The following is a 17,788-nucleotide window of genomic DNA, read 5'->3' on the forward strand; positions in this document are numbered from 1 at the left end:
CCCCCGCGCCAAGCTGGATCACTCGGCGGCCGTGAAAATATCAACCAGCTTCTGGTGCAGAAACAGTTTGGTTCATGTTGATGAAGCCCCCGAATGGTTCGGGGGCTTTTTTGCTGACTCTGTCCCGTCCTGAAATGGCATTCAATAAACTGACAATATTATCCCCGTCAGATATAACCCCACACCGAATGAGGTATGAGCCAGCAGGCTGCGTAATCGGGCGGTATTGGGTTGTGGTGTTTTGGAGGCAGCCACGCCAGCTCCCATACCCGGTTGCATCAGGAAAAATGGCGCAACTACAGTCAGCACACCCACAATTAAAGCGGGCAGTAAGGTCGGAGAGGCCGCCCATTCCAGTCCCCAGCCCCACAGCAGCACGGCGGCGAAGCAAATGCCTATCGCATAATGTGCCGTCCAGCCAAGCAGTGTTTCACCTGCGACGGGTTCTGCCTTACCAATATTGGCGTGGGTGAATTGCCCTTTAGGGAAGTGCCCGATCCAACGGCCAACCATGGAATAGTTCAGAGAAGGGATCTTAAAACAGACTTTCAGGAAAAGTGCCCACAGGTCCATGACCAGGGTGGCGCCTATACCCAGAGCGATGGCGCTTAGTATGAAATCAGGTTCCATCTTGGTTGTCTCCTTGTTGGTTTATCGCACGCTGCTGCGCGGTTAACTATAAAAATGTCAGCAAATGAGGCAAGGGCGGTATCAATTCACTGATAATGCTATATAATTCAATAAATCGATTGAATGATGGGGCAGTTAATCTTCTATGTCAACAATAAACAATCAGTATCATATTTATTCAGAGTTGGCTGACCTCGCCCGGCCATTAGGAAACGCCCACCGGCTCATACTGCTGGAGCATATCGCCCAGGGGGAAAAGTCTGTTGAAAAATTGGCAGAACTGGCAGATCTGACAGTGGCAAACACATCCCAGCACTTGCAGCAACTAAAGCGAAATGGCTATGTCCAGACCCGCCGCGAAGGCAAGCATGTGTTCTATCGTCTCGGTGATGCGCCCGTTGTTGAACTCCTGATGGCATTGCGTCAGTTTGCCGAGTTCAATCACTCAGAGATCAGAAAACTGGTTAAAGGCACTTTGCATCATCAGCAGGATGTGGAAGCCATTTCGCGGGAAGAGTTACTGGTCCGAATGCAGGAAAATAGTGTGACCTTACTGGATGTGCGCCCGGAAGAAGAATTCGAGCAAGGGCACTTGCCCGGCGCGATCAATATCCCACTCGGCGAGCTGGAAGTGCGGCTGTCAGAGCTGTCTGAAGAGCAGGAAATTGTCGCCTATTGCCGTGGTCCTTATTGCTCGTTATCTATAACGGCGGTTAATGCACTTAAAGAAAAAGGTTTATCTGCCCGCCGTTTAAACGATGGTGTGCCTGAATGGAAAGCGGCCGGCTTTAAAGTTGACGCTCTCTGATCCAATCTGAGTGTCTCCATGGCTTCATAATTGCGTGGTTTTCATAACGATATGGTTATCATAGTGACCTGGGTTTCGCACTGAGAGGGTTCGGTGAGAAACCTTTTCTCTAAGTATCCAGGATAAGCACCCCGAATAAACATCCAGAATATCAATTGAACGTTGACACATAGGTGACTGGTATCCTATGCTGAATATCAATCAATAATTCAATTGAATGTTATTTCAACATTCAACAGACGTTAGTTGGCTATTTACATAAGGATTCCGGGATGACTCTCAAGGAACAACAGGATGCACAGGTGACAATGGGTACGGACGTGCTGTCTGCATCTAAACTTGCTTTCCCCCTGCTGGCTGTGGTGCAGGCGACACTGATTTTCACCATTGTTATGATTGGCATCCCATTGCCGGATATCGGACGCGAATTCGGGCTTCAGGCTGCAGATTTGCTTCTGGTCAGCACGGCATATGGGCTGCCTTTCAGCGGGTTGTTGTTGTTCGGAGGCCGGCTGACCGACAGATTCGGCGGATTGAAATTATTCACAGTGGGCCTTTGTGTTTTTGGTCTGGCTTCGGCGGTTGCGGCTTTTTCAACTCACTTCAACATGATGGTTGCTATGCGTTTTTTGCAGGGAGTGGGCGCTGCTTTGACGGCACCTGCTGCTGTTGCTGTTTTGCGCACACTGTTTCCGGACCCGAACGCTTTCATGAGAGCAATGGCAACCTGGGGAGGTGTATCAGTGCTGGGTGGTGGTGTGGGTTTTCTCGCCTCCGGCGTGGTAACGACCTGGGTTTCCTGGCGCTGGATGTTTGTTGTTCCTGTGCTTATCGCCATCATCGGATTAATGGCTGTGAAATGGGTGCTACCTAAAGACGCGCACAGCCAGACAGCTACACATAAGATCGGGCTTGACCCTCTCGGTGCCTTGCTGGCCACACTGGGTATTTCCATTGGTAGCTATGGCCTGATAGCCAGCGGCGAACTGGGCTGGTCAACCCCTGCGGTTTTGGTCCCCGTACTGGTGGGCTTCTGTCTGATCGTCCTGTTTCTGGCCGTTGAGCGGCGTGTGAATGATCCGTTGCTGCCAAAAGGATTTATCGGTGAACCGAATCGTATTGTGGGCCTGGTGGGTATTCTTCTGGCTGCCGCCAGTATGGGGCTGGTCACTTTCCTGCTGTCGCTGTTCCTTCAGATTCAACAAGGCTGGACCCCGCTTGAAACAGCAGGTGCCTTTGTGCCTTATACCTTAACCCTACTGATCATGAACCAAGCAGCAAGCCGCATTGTCGGGCGCCTGGGAGCACTGAAAGTAACAATCAGCGGCTTAGTGACTGGCGCTGTCGGGTTAAGCCTGCTGGCGGGCATTCATCAGGAAGTCACCTATGTGTCAGGATTACTGCCGGGCATCGTTATTCTGACTTTGGGGACATCGCTCATGTTTTCGGGATCAGCTGTGCTGTCCACCATGAATGTACCCCAGCATCAGGCCGGTCTGGCGGGAGGAGTGATGAATACTTCGATGGAACTGGGCCCGACATTCGGACTGGCTTCTTTGATGGCCATTACGGGCATAGCCTCTGATGTGGTCGGGGGATATAGTCTGGCGTTTGCTACAGCTGCGGGCATTTATGTGGCGGCAGCCTTGCTGGCTTGGTTGATCACCAGGCGTCGATATCAATCGACAGTACAAACAGCAAGTGAGCAATCAGGTTAACTGTGATGATGAGCAATAAAGTGCTTATAGAGCGACACCTTTAGTTACTGTAAATATTGTTTTTGATCATATATGTCACAGACACATACAAAACAATCAATTGATCACTTGACCGAATAATATATTGCCTTCTAGTTTGTAACCTATCTACTTGTTGCATAGTAACGAGTAGATAGGTTTTTGCGTTTTAGATAATAACAATTTTATTAAATGCAAATGATTGAAAGACAAACTAAGGACACATGACCCATTATGAACGGTGAACAAGTTGGCAAATTAACCATTAAAAAACAGGTCGTTAATAAACGGATAGTTAAAAAGCATGGCCGTCTGTTATTCAGGCATGACGGTCAAGCGTCACACGAAGCAGGCCGGGAAGATGCATATCTTGACGTCCTGTACCGTGGGCATCTGCCTTTGCATCAGCCACTGGCCGAGCAAATGACCGCTGTTTCTGAATCACAGGAACAGCCATTAACGGACATCCAGTATGCGTATCTGATTGGACGGAACACAGGTCTGGAGCTCGGAGGATTATCCAGCAGTTACTATCTGGAGCTGGATGTCGACACTCTGGATGAGGATCGTTTCAAGTATGCCGTGAATCAGATCATCGGCAGGCATGCCATGCTGAGGGCTGTTGCTGTTTCTGGCGGCAAACAAAAAATTGTGCCGGCTTGCAGCCTGTATTGCATTAAATCAAAAGATATTAGTGCCTGGGAAGCTTCAGAGCAGGACAAGTATCTCACCACACTGCGCCAAAGCATGGAAAAGCAACGGCTTACGCTGGACGAGGCGCCGTCATTTGAAATGCGAATCACCCGGTTAACGGAAAAGACATGGCGCTTGCATTGCCATTTTGATCTCATGTTTCTTGATGTGATCAGTGTAAGGCTAGTGCTGAAAGATATCTGGAGTGAATATCAGCAGAAGGGAGATGCCACACCGGTAAAGTTACCGGATTTCCTGAATTATGTCGCCGCAGAGCGCATACTTCAGGGGGAGGCGCAGGGCCAGAACGACCAGCAATACTGGCTTGAACGCATTAATCATCTTCCCCCTGCTCCTGAACTGCCACTCAATATTTCCCCGCAACAAATTGAACACCCCAATATTCAGCGCCTTTCCAGATTGTTACCTATGCAGACCTTGGCGTCCTTAAAACAAGCTGCTGATAAGCATGGTCTGACAGCGGAAGCCTTGTTGCTGGGGTGCTACACAGAGGTCATTCGTCAGTGGTCAAAACGGCAGGATTTCACCCTGACCCTGACCCTGATGGGGCGCAGGCCATATGACGATGCGATTGACCAAACGGTAGGGAATTTTCTCCAGCCCCAGCTGTTACCCGTCTCTTGTGTCGCGGAAAGTACTTTTTCAGAGCGGATGCTAGAAGTGCAAACCTTGCTGTATCAGGGAAAGTTGCATGCCTCATTTAATGGCATTCAAGTGTTGCGTGAGCTGACCAGCCGTAAACAGGAAAACCGCGCGATCTCAATGCCAGTGGTGTTCAGTAATACATTGACCCCTGAGTTAGCGGAGTGGGTGCCCGACTGGCGGGGACCAGACAGCAAGCAGGTGTATGCCAGTAATCAAACACCGCAGATCTGGCTGGAAAACCAGATCACTCTCGAACAGCAAGGTCTGGGAATCCATTTTAATTATGTGGATGGCTTGTTCCCGCTAAACCTGGCGGAAGACATGATGGACGCTTATCTGGACTTGCTGAATCAGGTGATTTCAGATGAAGCGCTCTCAGAGCAAACCATCTGGCAGAAAACCGGTGCTGTGGTCAGCATACCTGAGTCAGACAGGGCAGAACGCCAGGCGGCGAATGACACTTTTGTTGATGTAAGCCCCAGGTTGTTGCAGGACGGGTTGCTGGATGCGGCGAAAAATTGTCCGGATGCGGTTGCCATAGAGCAAGGGGAAAAACGCCTCACTTATGGCGAACTGGCCGCGAAATCAACGCAACTGGCAGTGAAATTACGAGAATCTGCGCTTATTGAAGCCGGAGATATTATAGCGGTGTCTTTGCCGCAAGGGCCTGAACTGATCGTTGGTATTTTGGGGATCTTGCAGTCTGGTGGCGCCTATGTCTCGATAGATCCTGCTTTACCGCAGCAAAGACGACTGCAATTGCTGCACCGCTGTCAGGCCAAAGCGGTTGTGACCAGCACAGAGGTTTTCATCAGCCCTGAAGAATATCAGCCTTTTTTAAGGGTGGATTTGGATACTTTGCCGGATGAAGCTCCTTTGTCAGCTGTGCCATCCATTCAGTGCGCTGATGATCTGGCCTATGTGATTTTCACTTCCGGCTCAACAGGTGAACCGAAAGGTGTCATGATCAGTCACAGCAATGCCGTCAATACCCTTGAGGACATTAATCGCCGCTTCCAGGTTACCGCTGATGATGCCGTCCTTTCTATTGCACCGGCAGGGTTTGATTTATCTGTGTATGACTATTTCGGGGTGTTGGGTGCCGGTGGCCGTTTGGTGTTTCAGGCTGCAGACGCCCAGAACGATCCCAAAATCTGGTGTGAGACTCTGATTCATCACGGTATCACTATCTGGAACAGCGTTCCTGCCCCGGTCAAAGTCATGGTGGATCGGGCTAGTGATCGGCTGGCCAGCAGCAAATTGCGACTGATTTTAATGAGCGGCGACTGGATTCCGGTGGATTTGCCGGATGCGATCCGCAACGCACTGCCGGACGCTCAGGTGATCAGTCTTGGCGGCGCAACGGAAGGCTCCATCTGGTCTATTTGCTATCCCATTGATCGTGTTGAGAAAGACTGGGTCAGCATTCCTTATGGCAAGCCACTGGCCAACCAGCGATTTCATGTGCTCAACGAGTGGCTGGAAGACTGTCCCAAATGGGGGATCGGTGAGCTGTATATCGCGGGTGAAGGGGTTGCTCAAGGTTACTGGGCAGATCCGGAGAAAACGGCGCAGCGATTTTTCACCCATCCGAAAACCGGTGAACGTTTGTATAAAACAGGGGATTTGGGACGCTATATCCAGGATGGCTTGATAGAAATTCTGGGCAGGGAGGATAACCAGGTCAAGATCAATGGTTACCGGGTTGAGCTGGGTGAAGTGGAATTTGCTCTGCTGAGCTTGCAAGCCGTTAACCATGTTGTGATCGATGCGCCGGTTCACCCTAAATCGGGACAACGGCAGCTGGTTGCCTACCTGGTGCTGCATGAGAGCGCTGATTCTTATGATCATGAAGCCATAAAACAAGGCTGCCGGGAACAGGTACAAAGCACCTTGCCACCCTATATGGTGCCCACTTACTTCGTCATTTTGCCTTACATGCCACTCACCGCAAACGGCAAGATAGATCGAAAAGCATTGCCGGCACCCTGGCCGGAAGAGCATGCACAGACAGCTGATACCAAACCCGTTTCTGTCACGGAAAGCCGGTTGCTTAGTCTCTGGCGCGAGCTGTTACAGCATGATGATCTGGATGTGAATGCCGGGTTCTTTGATGTTGGCGGCGACTCGCTGATTGCTGTCGCGCTGTTAAGCACACTGCGTGAAGAGTTCAAGGTCACGGCGGTACAGGAACAGGATCTGATCGAAGGTCTCTTCATGAACACCAGCATCCGTCAGTTTGCTCAGATCATTGAATCAATGAAACAACTGGATGGAGTCAGCCTGGGATGAGTGCTCTAGCCGAAGAACCACTGGCTCAGAGCCGGTTTGATTTCATCATTGTCGGTGGAGGGTCTGCGGGCTGTGTGCTCGCAGCCCGCCTGACGGAAGACAGTCACAAACGGGTGTTGTTGCTCGAAGCCGGGCCAGAGTCAGATGCCCACCTTGCTGACAGTCCGCTTGCTGATGCATCGCGTTTGGTGCTGGAAGGTTACAACTGGTCGTATCAAGCGCAATTAAAAGGCAGCCTGAGCCCGGCCAGTGACCTGGTTCGCCATCTGTCTGCTGATCAACAGAAGGAGACATTTCCACCTCTTTTCGACTACCGAGTAGGGAAAGTGCTGGGCGGATCATCAGCCGTGAATGGCGCTGTTGCACTGCGGACTTTCCCCCGTGACTTTGCGCGTTGGGCAGAGATGGGGTGTCCGGATTGGTCGTGGCAACATGTACTGCCCTGGTATCGCCGTCTGGAAACCGATACGGATTTTCCTGACGATGATTTGCACGGTGATAAGGGGCCGATGGTACTGCGTCGTCCCGGTGCGGATAGCCTGCATCCGCTAGATATGGCTTTCTCCGCCGCCTGCCAGAAGCAAGGCATTCCTTATATTGAAGATCTGAATGCCGGCGAAGCACCCGGTGTCGGTCCTGTACCTTCCAATGTTAAACAACACGCCGAGCGTTTGGACGCCTACCAGGCTTATCTGGCACCGGTTCAGGACAGGCCGAACTTAACGGTACTGACAGACGTTCTTGTCTCTGCCATCAGGTTCAGCGGTACGGCGGTATCAGGCATTGAAGCGATTTATCAGGGCCGCTTTCACACTTTCGAAGCCAGTGAAGTGGTGTTGGCTGCCGGGGCGATTGGTACCCCTGCTTTGTTACAGCGCTCCGGAATTGGCGATCCGGCGCATTTACATGCCCTGAATATTCCAGTGCGGGTTGAGCGGCCAGCAGTGGGCCGCAATCTGCAGGATCATGCCTCTCTGGTGATTTGGGCGCTTCCCAAAGCCGGTGTCTGCCGTCGCGGCTTGCCGTGGCGTCAGATTGCCGCGCGCATCTGTAGCAGTACGGGTGAAGAAGCCGATGTCCAGATTGGTCTGCTCAACAATGTCGAAAGTCACACCGTACCTAAATTCAGGCACCGGCTTGACTATCCCATGCTCGTTGGTGCTTCTGCCATGCTGATGCAGCCCGCTGCGCGGGGACAGGTTTTTATTACCAGTCGCGAGGCAGAAGTACTGCCATCTATCCAGCTCCCGCTACGTGAGAACGATGAGGATGTTCACCGCATGGTAGGTGCCGTACGTCAAATGTGGCGCGCACTGCATGACCCGGATGTTGCCCGTTTTCTGGATGGGGTCCAATTCTGGTCTGAGGCCATGATTAACAGCGACCGGGTGATGCACAGTGCGGTGAAGAACATGCTGAATCCGGGCTGGCACGCATCCGGAACGGTTCGGATGGGACCTGAGCATAACCCGGATTGCGCGGCAGATCAGAATGGCAGGGTGTACGGGGTCAGCGGCCTGACCGTTGCCGATGCCTCATTGTTTCCTGTGATTCCCTCCATGCCGACCAACTTGACCACCATCATGGTGGCAGAGCGAATTGCGCATGTATTGAGAACAGGAGGTCTGGATGTCTGCGAATAAAAACCTGGTTGTGTATGCCTTTCCCCATGCAGGCGCAAGTGCCGGTATATATCGCCCTTTCTGCCAGCTTCATCAGAACAGCGGCACGGCATTATTACATCCGGTTGAAATACCCGGACGGGGAGTGCTGGGGCGTGAACCCGAAGTGACATGCCTGCATACGCTGGCTGAAAAACTGGCAGATACCCTGTTTAGCGATTTTCAGCAAAAGCAGCAGCAGGGGATTCAGTGCTGGGCGACATTTGGTCACAGCTTTGGCGGTGTGCTCAGTATCGCAGTCACAGACGTGATGCATAAAAAGTACGGGCTCAAACCTGTTTACAGCATGGTGTCGGGATCCGTTCCGCCTGGTGAGCAAGGTATCGATGATTTGCACTTATGGTCGGATGAATCGCTGCTGCAAAAAATGCGTGAGGATCAGGGAACACCGAATACGGTGCTGAATGAACCGGCGCTGGCCCGGCGTTATGTAGCTCAGTTACGCAGTGATTTTCTGGTGCGCAGTCAGTTTCCTTCGCTCAGGGATCTGCGAGTCGCGCAGCCCCTGTTGCTGGTGGCGGCATCAGACGATCCGCACGTCACTGAGGAGCAACTACAGAAGTGGCAGCAACATACTTCGGATCGAACAAGCATGATCCGGGTAGATGGTGACCACTTTGCGGTTTACCGGCACTGGTCTGTGATTCAGCAGGCAATCGATACCGAAGCCTCGTTAAGGCTTGCGGTGGAAAACAGAATGGACAGTTGGAGTGTGTTTCAGTGAGTACGACCACAGATGAGATAAAGGAATTCCGGTTGTCTTGCCGGGAGTGTTTTGACCATTACGCGAAACCCCATCTTGAAAAATGGGAGACACAAGGCCTGGTTGATCGTGACTTCTGGCAAACCATGGGAGCCCATGGCCTGCTGGGCATGGGGGTCAGTCAGGCTCTGGGCGGACAAGATAAAACGGATTATCGCTATGCGCTGGCACTTACTGAAGAAATGCTGGCGATTGGAATGACTGCGCCGATTGTGATTTCCCATAACGATGTGATTGCCAGTTATATCAATCAGTTTGCTTCTGAAGAGCAGAAACAGCGCTGGTTACCGGACCTGTGCAGTGGCCGGCGGATAGCCGCCATTGCCATAACAGAGCCAGGCGGAGGTTCAGATTCAGCCGGGATGAGTACGGAAGCGACAGCAGACGGCGATAACTATGTGCTCAATGGCCGTAAAGCATTTATCACCAATGGCGTGAATGCTGATCTGTTTATCGTCGCCGTGAAGACTGACGCCGGGCCGCGGGGACAGGGAATCAGCCTGATAGTGGTGGAAAAAGGCATGGCTGGTTTTTCTCAGGGTGAAGCACTGAAAAAGCTGGGATGGCATGCCAGTGATACGGCAAATTTAGCGTTTGATCATTGTGTCGTACCCAAAAGTAACCTGCTTGGGCGTGAAAATCTTGGCAGTTATTACTTTATGACAGGCATGACACGCGAACGCTTAAGTATCAGTACCGTGGCGGTGGCGAGCGCGGAAATCATGATGGCAGAAACGCTGGCTTACGTGAAACAGCGCAAGGCGTTTGGTCAGCCGATCGGAGCGTTTCAGTACAACCGCTTTCTACTGGCGCAGCTGGATACCCAAATCAAAGTCACCCGCAGTTATCTCAATGACGCCATAGATCGTTTTAATACCGGATCGTTAAGCCTGGAAGATGCGGCCCGACTGAAATGGTGGGCAACAGAAGTGCAGAACAAAGTGGCGGACGAATGCCTGCAGCTGCATGGCGGCAGTGCTTATATGAGCGATTCGTCGATTGGCAAATTGTGGGTCAACAGCCGGGTTCAGAAAATTTATGGCGGCACCAGCGAGATCATGCTGGAAGTCGTCAGTAAATCCATGGGGCTTTAGAGAGGAAATGATGGATACCGTAAAAAACGAAACGCAAACATCAAACAACATCTGGCGTATTGAAACGGCAGACAAGTCGCAATGGGTAACGGTTCAGGCATGGGCAAGAGATGAAGGCTGGGATTTAGGTATCGGTGACGCTGACGCCTTTTTCGAAGTAGATAATGAGGGTTTCTTCATCGGCTATATCGGCTCTCAGCCTGTTGCAGCCTTGTCCATGGTGAACTATTCGTCTGAGTTCAGTTACTTCGGACATTATCTGGTTCCTCCTTCGTTTCGCGGTCAGGGCCACGGACTGCGTTTGTTTCAGAGTGTGATTGATCATTGTGGCGAACGTACGATAGGTCTGGATGGCATGCCGAGCCAAGTGGACAACTATGCGAAATGGGGCTTTGTCGCACACAGGAATAATCAGCGTTTAGTCGGACAATTGCAGCAGGATTACGCTTGTCCTGCGGGTATAGAGGCCATAGACGAATCACTGTTAGACGAGGTGATTCATTATGACGCCAGTTGTACTGGTGTGAACCGAAGCGCTTTATTGAACCGGTGGTTTTCAGGGGATGACAGGTACGGCTTTGTTTGCCGCAATGGGCAGGGTATCAGCGGCGTGGTAGGGATTCGTCGCTCGCAGGAAGGATACCGTATCGGACCATTGTTTGCTGACCATCCCGATGATGTCGGGTCCCTGTTGCTGGCCGCTTTATCGGTGGCTCCGCGAGGTGTCCTGATCACGCTGGATGTGCCGGAAAAGTCAGATACCAGATTGTTTGATCTGGCTGAACAGCATGGATTTGAATCCATCTTCCATACACTTCGTATGTATCGCGGCGAACCGCCGAAAGAGCAAGAGCACAAGGTTTGGTGCATTGCGTCACTGGAGTTAGGTTAATCATGAGTGAAAACACTATGACAGAAACTATGACAGAAACCATGGCTGAGAACCTTGAGACAGCTGAAAAAAAACAAGTGATGAATCCATCAACACCCACATTGCTGGAGTGGATGGGGGGACGCGACGCGATCCGTCACTTGCTGCAAGTGTTTTACGCCAAAGTTGAAAAAGATGCCTTACTGCAGCCCCTTTTTCAGCATATGCCGCCAGATCACCATGTCCATGTGGCTATGTGGTTTGAAGAAGTCTTTGGCGGTGAGCCCCTGTATACCAATGACAGAGGAGGGTTCAAAAATATGATCCGCAAGCACAGGGGGCGCTCGATTCAGGCGGAACAGCGTGATCGTTGGGTATCTTTGATGATGCAAAGTGCGGATGAAATTGAACTGCCAAGTGATCCGGAGTTCCGCTCAGCGTTTACGGCATACATAGAGTGGGGATCCCGCAGGGCCATGGCCAATTCACAACCGGGTGCTAAGCCTTCCAAGCGAGATACCGTGCCCAGATGGGGATGGGGAGAAGCGCCTCCGGGCACACTTTAGGAGCAAAGCTATGTTGGTGGCTGTCAGTGATTTGCATGTCTCTCACCCGGAAAACAGGCGGGTTGTAGAAGCACTGTGCGCTGGACATCGCGGCGATTGGCTGATTCTGGGCGGTGATGTGGCTGATGATCTTACCGATTTTGAGTGGGTCATCCGGTTGGTTGCCGCGCAGTTTTACCGGGTCATCTGGGTGCCCGGTAATCACGAGCTTTGGTGTACACCCAAAGAGCCGATGGCGTTGCCTGGTGAAATGCGATATCGGCAGCTTATCGAGATTTGCCACCAATATGGCGTCCTGACCCCGGAGGATGACTATCCGGTTTATACCGCTGAGAACGGGCAATCATTTTTGCTTGCCCCTATTTTCACCTTGTATGACTACTCGTTTCGTCACCCTTCTGATTTCACGCCGCAGCAAGGGTTAGAGAGGGCAAGACGGGCAGGTGCGGTTTGCTCAGACGAGTTTTTTCTCAAAACGTATCCCTATCCGGATATCCGAAGCTGGTGTAATGAGCGTGTTCAGTACACAGAAGCCCGGCTGAATGCCGTCTCAGAGCAGCTTCCCATGATATTTATCAATCATTTTCCAATGCTGCAGGTCCTGACTCAGTCCGTGCAACCGCAGGAGTTTTCAATCTGGTGCGGCACACGTCAGGTTGCGTCCTGGCTGAGCCGTTTTCCGGTCTGCCTTGTCGTGTACGGGCATCTTCACATGCATGGCTCCACGGTACTGGAAGGAATACCGCATGTTGAAGTGTCTTTGGGTTACCCGAAAGACAGACAAGGCCGTGATACGTCCGGCATGTTAAGGGTACTCGACACGCTCTTGATGTGACGCACCGGCTTCGACAGCGTCGGCAGAGATGTTGATCGGTGTCAGGGACAGATTCGGTAATAAATAAGGAAATCAAATATGGATAAGCTTCAGAATCAACCCACAGCAAAGCCCAGGATACTGATCGGTGCATCAGGTTCTGTGGATATTATGCTGCTGCCAAAATACTTACAGGCGATTAAAGGAGAGATTGACTGTGAACTGACCGTTCTGATGACACCGACGGCAGAAACATTCATACCGGCATCCAGCATGGCACTGTATTGTGACCGGGTGATCGCGGGTGAACAGCCCCGGGACTGGCCGACAGATAAACCTTCCCGGATCGTCGCCGATCATGATGTGCTGTTTGTGATGCCAGCCACGGCAAATACACTTGCTACTGCAGCCCAGGGCGGTGCGACCAATCGGTTGACGACCGTGATCCTGGCAGCGGATTTTCCCGTGTGCTTTTTGCCCGTGATGGGCGCCGTGATGTGGAAGAAGCCCGCGGTGCAACGCAATGTCCAGCAATTGCGTGAAGACGGTTATGACGTGGTGGAACCGGTTTGGCACGAGAATTTTGATGCGTCGCTCAATCGGATGGTTGGTCATCCCTCGTTACCTGCACCGGCAGCGGTGATTAGCCTGTTACAGGCGGCGCTGAAAAAATAGCAGGTAGTAAACTGTTCAGGCAGAGGCAGAGGCAGAGGCAGGGACGGGGGGTAGAGATCACGAACAGTATTTGTTGCGTCCCCTGTTTGCTGCCTTCATGCTTCTTTGATTACCAGATCGGCAGGCCGGGTGTGCTGAAACGCTGCTGCCTGCCGGCGAATCCAGTCGCTGAATAACCTGACCTTTTCACGTTTAAAATAACCTTCCGGCGCACACAGGAAATAACTGTAATTGGGTCGTACCGCAATGTTACCGATACGCACCAGGGTGCCATCTTCGACAAATCGGTGAGCCAGGCTGTGCCGGGCCAGCGCAACGCCCTGTACAGACAAGGCCCCTTCAAGCACATAGCTGGCGCCATCGTACACCAATGAGGTGGAACCGCCTGTCACGCCGACAATCGACATCCAGCGCTCCCAGTCCATATCCGGTAAAAGATCACCAATCAGATGAGCACCTTGTAAGTCTTCAACCGCAAAAATCTGATGTTCTTTCTGATAAATCGGATGGCAAACGGGGTAGAGCAAGTCATCCATCAGCCACTGACTGGTTAAATTCGGATAGCGACCTTCACCGTAACGGATACAGAGATCTAACGAAGATTGCTCAAAATCCACCAGTTCATTTTTCGACTCAACCAACACAGAAATGTCAGGATGCTCAGCACGAAATGCTGTCATGCGGGGCACCAGCCAATGGACAGAAAATGAGGGCAGTGTCGACAGGGATAAACGCTGGGGTTCCGGGTCATTGTTGATCAGCCAAACGCCATTCTGAATGTGTTTGAAGCCTTCATGACTGTGCTCAAACAGCGTCTGACCTTCCGGGGTCAGCACCACTCGCCGGTGCTGGCGGTAAAATAAGGCGGTACCCAGCCAGTCCTCCAATAACCGGATCTGCTGGCTGATGGCAGCTGCAGTGACATGCAGGTGCTCGGCAGCAGCTTTAAAACTGCCGTAATGTGCCGCCTGGTAAAAATAGTATAAGCCCTGCAGTGGCGGCATGCGTTGTCGGAGTTTATTTGGTAATGACATTAGTTTTCCTTAACTGAGTGTCAGGATCTATCGTTTGAGCAACTGCTGACTCTGGTCGAAGATAAATCTGTATTTCGATGATGATAGGTGGTTGCTATGGGGATAACAACAGATAAGCTTGCGTTTGCCGGGAGCAAAGAAATGGTGAGTTGGATTAAGTCTGGCTTTTCTTATTATCGACGCTGGCGTCAGCGGGAGCGTGACTTACGCCACTTAAGTGAATTACCTGACTACTTACTGGATGATATCGGGCTGGATCAGAACATTATCGACGCAGAACTGCGAAAATCTTTGACTGGTGGAAAAGAGAAGCGATGAACAGATACGGTGACAGGCTTTCAGGCGCTGTGGCGGGTAGCCCCAAACTGGGCTCGATACTGAGCTGCTTATAAACAAAAAGCCAGTCTTTCGACTGGCTTTGGGGGCGTGTTGAGTTAACTCTTCCGGTTCACTTACGCCAGCAGCTCTTTCGCTGTACTGACCACGTTCTCAGTGGTGAAGCCGAACAGCTTGAACAGCTCGCCGGCCGGGGCTGACTCACCGAAGCTGGTCATGCCGATGATGCGGCCGTCAAAGCCCACGTACTTGTACCAGAAGTCAGCAATACCGGCTTCGATAGCGATACGGGCAGTCACATCCGATGGCAGCACAGACTCACGGTAAGCGGCGTCTTGCTTGTCGAACGCATCGGTGGACGGCATAGACACCACACGCACCTGCTTACCTTCGGCGCTCAGCTCGGCCGCGGCGTTCACTGCCAGCTCAACTTCAGAGCCGGTAGCAATCAAAATCAGCTCAGGCTTGCCGGCGCAGTCTTTCAGGATGTAACCCCCCTTGGCGATATCTGCAACCTGCGCGTCGTTACGTTCCTGCTGGGCCAGGTTCTGGCGCGAGAAGATCAGCGCAGACGGCGCGTCTTTACGCTCAATGGCCAGTTTCCAGGCCACCGCCGATTCAACCTGGTCACACGGACGCCAGGTGCTCATGTTCGGGGTCAGGCGCAGCGAAGCGATTTGCTCCACCGGCTGGTGCGTCGGGCCGTCTTCACCCAGACCGATAGAATCGTGGGTATAGACCTGAATGTTCTGCACACCCATCAGCGCGGCCATGCGCATGGCGTTACGGGCATATTCCATGAACATCAGGAAAGTGGCGCCGTAAGGCACAAAACCGCCGTGCAGGGCGATACCGTTGATGATGGCCGTCATGCCGAATTCACGCACACCGTAATGGATGTAGTTACCGGATGCGTCATCTGCGGTCAGCGACTTGGAGCCGGACCACATGGTCAGGTTTGACGGTGCCAGGTCGGCCGAGCCGCCCATGAACTCAGGCAGGATTTTGCCGAAGGCTTCCAGTGCGTTCTGAGAAGCTTTGCGGGAAGCGATGTTGGCCGGGTTGGCCTGCAGATCGGCAATGATCTGGCTGGTAGCGGCTTCCCACTGTGCCGGCAGTTCACCGTTGACGCGACGCTTGAATTCCGCGGCCAGCTCTGGGTGCGCGGCTTCATACGCGGCCAGTTTTTCATTCCAGGTGGCTTCTTTGGCGGCGCCCGCTTCTTTGGCATCCCACTGCGCGTAAACGTCGGCAGGAATTTCAAACGGACCGTGCTGCCAGCCCAGGAATTCACGGGCGGCGGCGATTTCGTCGTGACCCAGCGGGGCACCGTGACAGTCGTGAGAGCCGGCTTTGTTCGGCGAACCGAAACCAATGATGGTTTTGGTGCAGATCAGGGTTGGGCGAGGATCGGCTTTTGCCGCTTCGATCGCCGCGTTGATGGCTGCGGAGTCGTGGCCGTCAACCGCCGGGATCACGTGCCAGCCGTAGGCTTCAAAACGCTTTGGTGTATCGTCGGAGAACCAGCCTTCCACGTGACCGTCGATGGAGATGCCGTTATCATCCCAGAAGGCGATCAGCTTGCCCAGACCCAGGGTACCGGCCAGCGAGCAGGCTTCGTGAGAAATCCCTTCCATCAGGCAGCCATCGCCCAGGAACGCATAAGTATAGTGGTCAACCACATCGTGGCCGTCACGGTTAAACTGTGCAGCCAGCGATTTTTCAGCAATCGCCATACCCACCGCATTGGAGATGCCCTGACCCAGAGGGCCGGTGGTGGTTTCGATGCCCGGCGCGTAGCCGTACTCAGGGTGACCCGGGGTTTTGGAGTGCAGCTGACGGAAGTGTTTCAGATCGTCAATCGACAGCTCGTAGCCGCTCAGGTGCAGCAGGGAGTAAATCAGCATAGAGCCGTGACCGTTGGACAGCACGAAGCGGTCGCGGTCAGCCCAGTTCGGGTTTTGCGGGTTGTGATTGAGGTGGTCGCGCCACAGCACTTCCGCGATGTCCGCCATCCCCATCGGGGCACCCGGGTGGCCGGAGTTGGCCTGTTGTACACCGTCCATGCTCAGGGCACGGATAGCATTCGCTAATACTTTACGATCCATAATTAGTTCTTCTTACTCAATACAGGTTGGTCATAAACGAGTGAGAGCAGCGTTGTGCTGCTCTCAAATAGAAACGGGATTACAGACGCGCTTCGATCATGGTTTCCAGTTTACCCTGGTCGATCGCGAAGTTACGGATCCCTTCCGCCAGCTTCTCGATGGCCATTGGGTCCTGGTTGTGATCCCACAGGAACTCCGCGTGGGTCATAGGTGCCGGACGCTCTTCAGACGCCACGTCAGCAGAGAGTTTCTGCACCACGTCACCCTGGGCTTCAGACAGCTCCTGCAGCAGCTGCGGGCTGATGGTCAGGCGGTCACAGCCGGCCAGCTCCAGGATCTCACCGGTGTTACGGAAGCTCGCGCCCATCACCACAGTGTTGTAGCCCAGGGCTTTGTAGTAGTTATAGATAGCCGTTACCGACAGCACGCCCGGATCTTCAGCAGCGTCGAAGTCACGGCCTTCTTTGGCTTTGTACCAGTCCATGATGCGGCCGACGAACGGCGAGATCAGGTACACACCGGCTTCAGCACAGGCACGGGCCTGGGCAAAAGAGAACAGCAGAGTCAGGTTACAGTTGATGCCTTCTTTTTCCAGGATTTCGGCCGCGCGGATCCCTTCCCAGGTCGAAGCCAGTTTGATCAGGATGCGGTCGTTGCTGATGCCGGCATCGTTATACATTTTGATCAGCTTGCGGGCTTTGGCCACGCTGGCGTCGGTGTCATAAGACAGGCGGGCATCCACTTCAGTGGAGATACGGCCCGGCACCACATTGAGGATTTCTTTACCGATGTTGACCGCCAGTTTGTCACCGGCGTCTTCGATTTGCTGGGCTTTATCGCTGCTCTGCGCTTTGGCATAAGCAATCGCATCGTCGATGAGCGGTGCGTACTGTTCAATTTCTGCGGCTTTCAGGATCAGGGAAGGGTTGGTGGTGGCGTCTTGCGGTTGGTATTTCTTAATCGCTTCGATGTCGCCGGTATCGGCAACAACAGTAGTAAGTGCGCGCAGCTGTTCCAGTT

General features: G+C 52.8%; 15 protein-coding genes. 11 read left to right on the forward strand and 4 right to left on the reverse strand.

Translation table 11 applies throughout. The annotated features are described in order from the left end of the window. Nucleotides 1–141: 141 nt before the first annotated feature. Nucleotides 142–630, reverse strand: coding sequence for a DUF2938 domain-containing protein (locus tag H511_RS0102170; RefSeq protein ID WP_027250836.1), 489 nt, complete (start codon nucleotides 628–630; stop codon nucleotides 142–144). Between the two features lie 145 nt (nucleotides 631–775). On the opposite strand from H511_RS0102170, the gene H511_RS0102175 reads away from it, so the two are divergent. The 10 genes from H511_RS0102175 to H511_RS0102220 all read left to right on the forward strand — a co-directional run bounded on the left by H511_RS0102175 (nucleotide 776) and on the right by H511_RS0102220 (nucleotide 13,290). Further along, nucleotides 776–1,438, forward strand: coding sequence for an ArsR/SmtB family transcription factor (locus H511_RS0102175; RefSeq protein ID WP_027250837.1), 663 nt, complete (start codon nucleotides 776–778; stop codon nucleotides 1,436–1,438). A 272-nt stretch (nucleotides 1,439–1,710) separates the two neighbouring features. After that, nucleotides 1,711–3,156 carry an MFS transporter gene (locus tag H511_RS22250; protein ID WP_081669146.1) on the forward strand — a complete coding sequence of 482 codons (1,446 nt, stop codon included), beginning with the start codon at nucleotides 1,711–1,713 and terminating at the stop codon, nucleotides 3,154–3,156. A gap of 252 nt (nucleotides 3,157–3,408) precedes the next feature. Next, the gene (locus H511_RS22255) at nucleotides 3,409–6,825 is read left to right on the forward strand and encodes a non-ribosomal peptide synthetase (protein WP_211225166.1); all 3,417 of its coding nucleotides are present in this window, start codon (nucleotides 3,409–3,411) and stop codon (nucleotides 6,823–6,825) included. Then, nucleotides 6,822–8,468, forward strand: coding sequence for a GMC family oxidoreductase (locus tag H511_RS0102190; RefSeq protein ID WP_027250838.1), 1,647 nt, complete (start codon nucleotides 6,822–6,824; stop codon nucleotides 8,466–8,468). Before H511_RS22255 ends, H511_RS0102190 begins: the two co-directional genes overlap by 4 nt. After that, complete coding sequence (locus H511_RS22260) at nucleotides 8,455–9,231, forward strand: thioesterase II family protein (protein ID WP_051287705.1); 777 nt, start codon at nucleotides 8,455–8,457, stop codon at nucleotides 9,229–9,231. Before H511_RS0102190 ends, H511_RS22260 begins: the two co-directional genes overlap by 14 nt. Then, nucleotides 9,228–10,364 carry an acyl-CoA dehydrogenase family protein gene (locus tag H511_RS0102200; protein WP_027250839.1) on the forward strand — a complete coding sequence of 379 codons (1,137 nt, stop codon included), beginning with the start codon at nucleotides 9,228–9,230 and terminating at the stop codon, nucleotides 10,362–10,364. Before H511_RS22260 ends, H511_RS0102200 begins: the two co-directional genes overlap by 4 nt. A gap of 10 nt (nucleotides 10,365–10,374) precedes the next feature. After that, nucleotides 10,375–11,256 (forward strand): GNAT family N-acetyltransferase, encoded by an 882-nt coding sequence (locus H511_RS0102205; protein ID WP_036758414.1) that lies wholly within the window; start codon nucleotides 10,375–10,377, stop codon nucleotides 11,254–11,256. A gap of 2 nt (nucleotides 11,257–11,258) precedes the next feature. Then, nucleotides 11,259–11,801: a group II truncated hemoglobin gene (locus H511_RS0102210; protein WP_211225167.1), complete on the forward strand. Its 543-nt coding sequence runs from the start codon at nucleotides 11,259–11,261 to the stop codon at nucleotides 11,799–11,801. A 10-nt stretch (nucleotides 11,802–11,811) separates the two neighbouring features. Continuing rightward, nucleotides 11,812–12,636 carry a metallophosphoesterase family protein gene (locus H511_RS22265; protein ID WP_051287707.1) on the forward strand — a complete coding sequence of 275 codons (825 nt, stop codon included), beginning with the start codon at nucleotides 11,812–11,814 and terminating at the stop codon, nucleotides 12,634–12,636. Nucleotides 12,637–12,714: 78 nt separating this feature from the next. Then, nucleotides 12,715–13,290: a flavoprotein gene (locus tag H511_RS0102220; protein ID WP_027250842.1), complete on the forward strand. Its 576-nt coding sequence runs from the start codon at nucleotides 12,715–12,717 to the stop codon at nucleotides 13,288–13,290. Nucleotides 13,291–13,385: 95 nt separating this feature from the next. On the opposite strand, the gene H511_RS0102225 is transcribed toward H511_RS0102220, so the two are convergent. After that, complete coding sequence (locus tag H511_RS0102225; RefSeq protein ID WP_027250843.1) at nucleotides 13,386–14,324, reverse strand: LysR substrate-binding domain-containing protein; 939 nt, start codon at nucleotides 14,322–14,324, stop codon at nucleotides 13,386–13,388. A 96-nt stretch (nucleotides 14,325–14,420) separates the two neighbouring features. Between H511_RS0102225 and H511_RS0102230 the strand changes: the two genes are divergently transcribed. After that, nucleotides 14,421–14,642 carry a DUF1127 domain-containing protein gene (locus tag H511_RS0102230; protein WP_036758416.1) on the forward strand — a complete coding sequence of 74 codons (222 nt, stop codon included), beginning with the start codon at nucleotides 14,421–14,423 and terminating at the stop codon, nucleotides 14,640–14,642. A 134-nt stretch (nucleotides 14,643–14,776) separates the two neighbouring features. Here H511_RS0102230 and tkt read toward each other — a convergent pair whose 3' ends face one another. Next, nucleotides 14,777–16,768 carry a transketolase gene (gene tkt, locus H511_RS0102235; protein ID WP_027250845.1) on the reverse strand — a complete coding sequence of 664 codons (1,992 nt, stop codon included), beginning with the start codon at nucleotides 16,766–16,768 and terminating at the stop codon, nucleotides 14,777–14,779. Nucleotides 16,769–16,847: 79 nt separating this feature from the next. Continuing rightward, nucleotides 16,848–17,786, reverse strand: a complete 939-nt coding sequence (gene tal, locus H511_RS0102240) for a transaldolase (RefSeq protein ID WP_027250846.1) — start codon at nucleotides 17,784–17,786, stop codon at nucleotides 16,848–16,850. Nucleotides 17,787–17,788: the final 2 nt, after the last annotated feature.

Source organism: Photobacterium halotolerans DSM 18316 (assembly GCF_000425165.1).
GTDB classification, from domain to species: domain Bacteria; phylum Pseudomonadota; class Gammaproteobacteria; order Enterobacterales; family Vibrionaceae; genus Photobacterium; species Photobacterium halotolerans.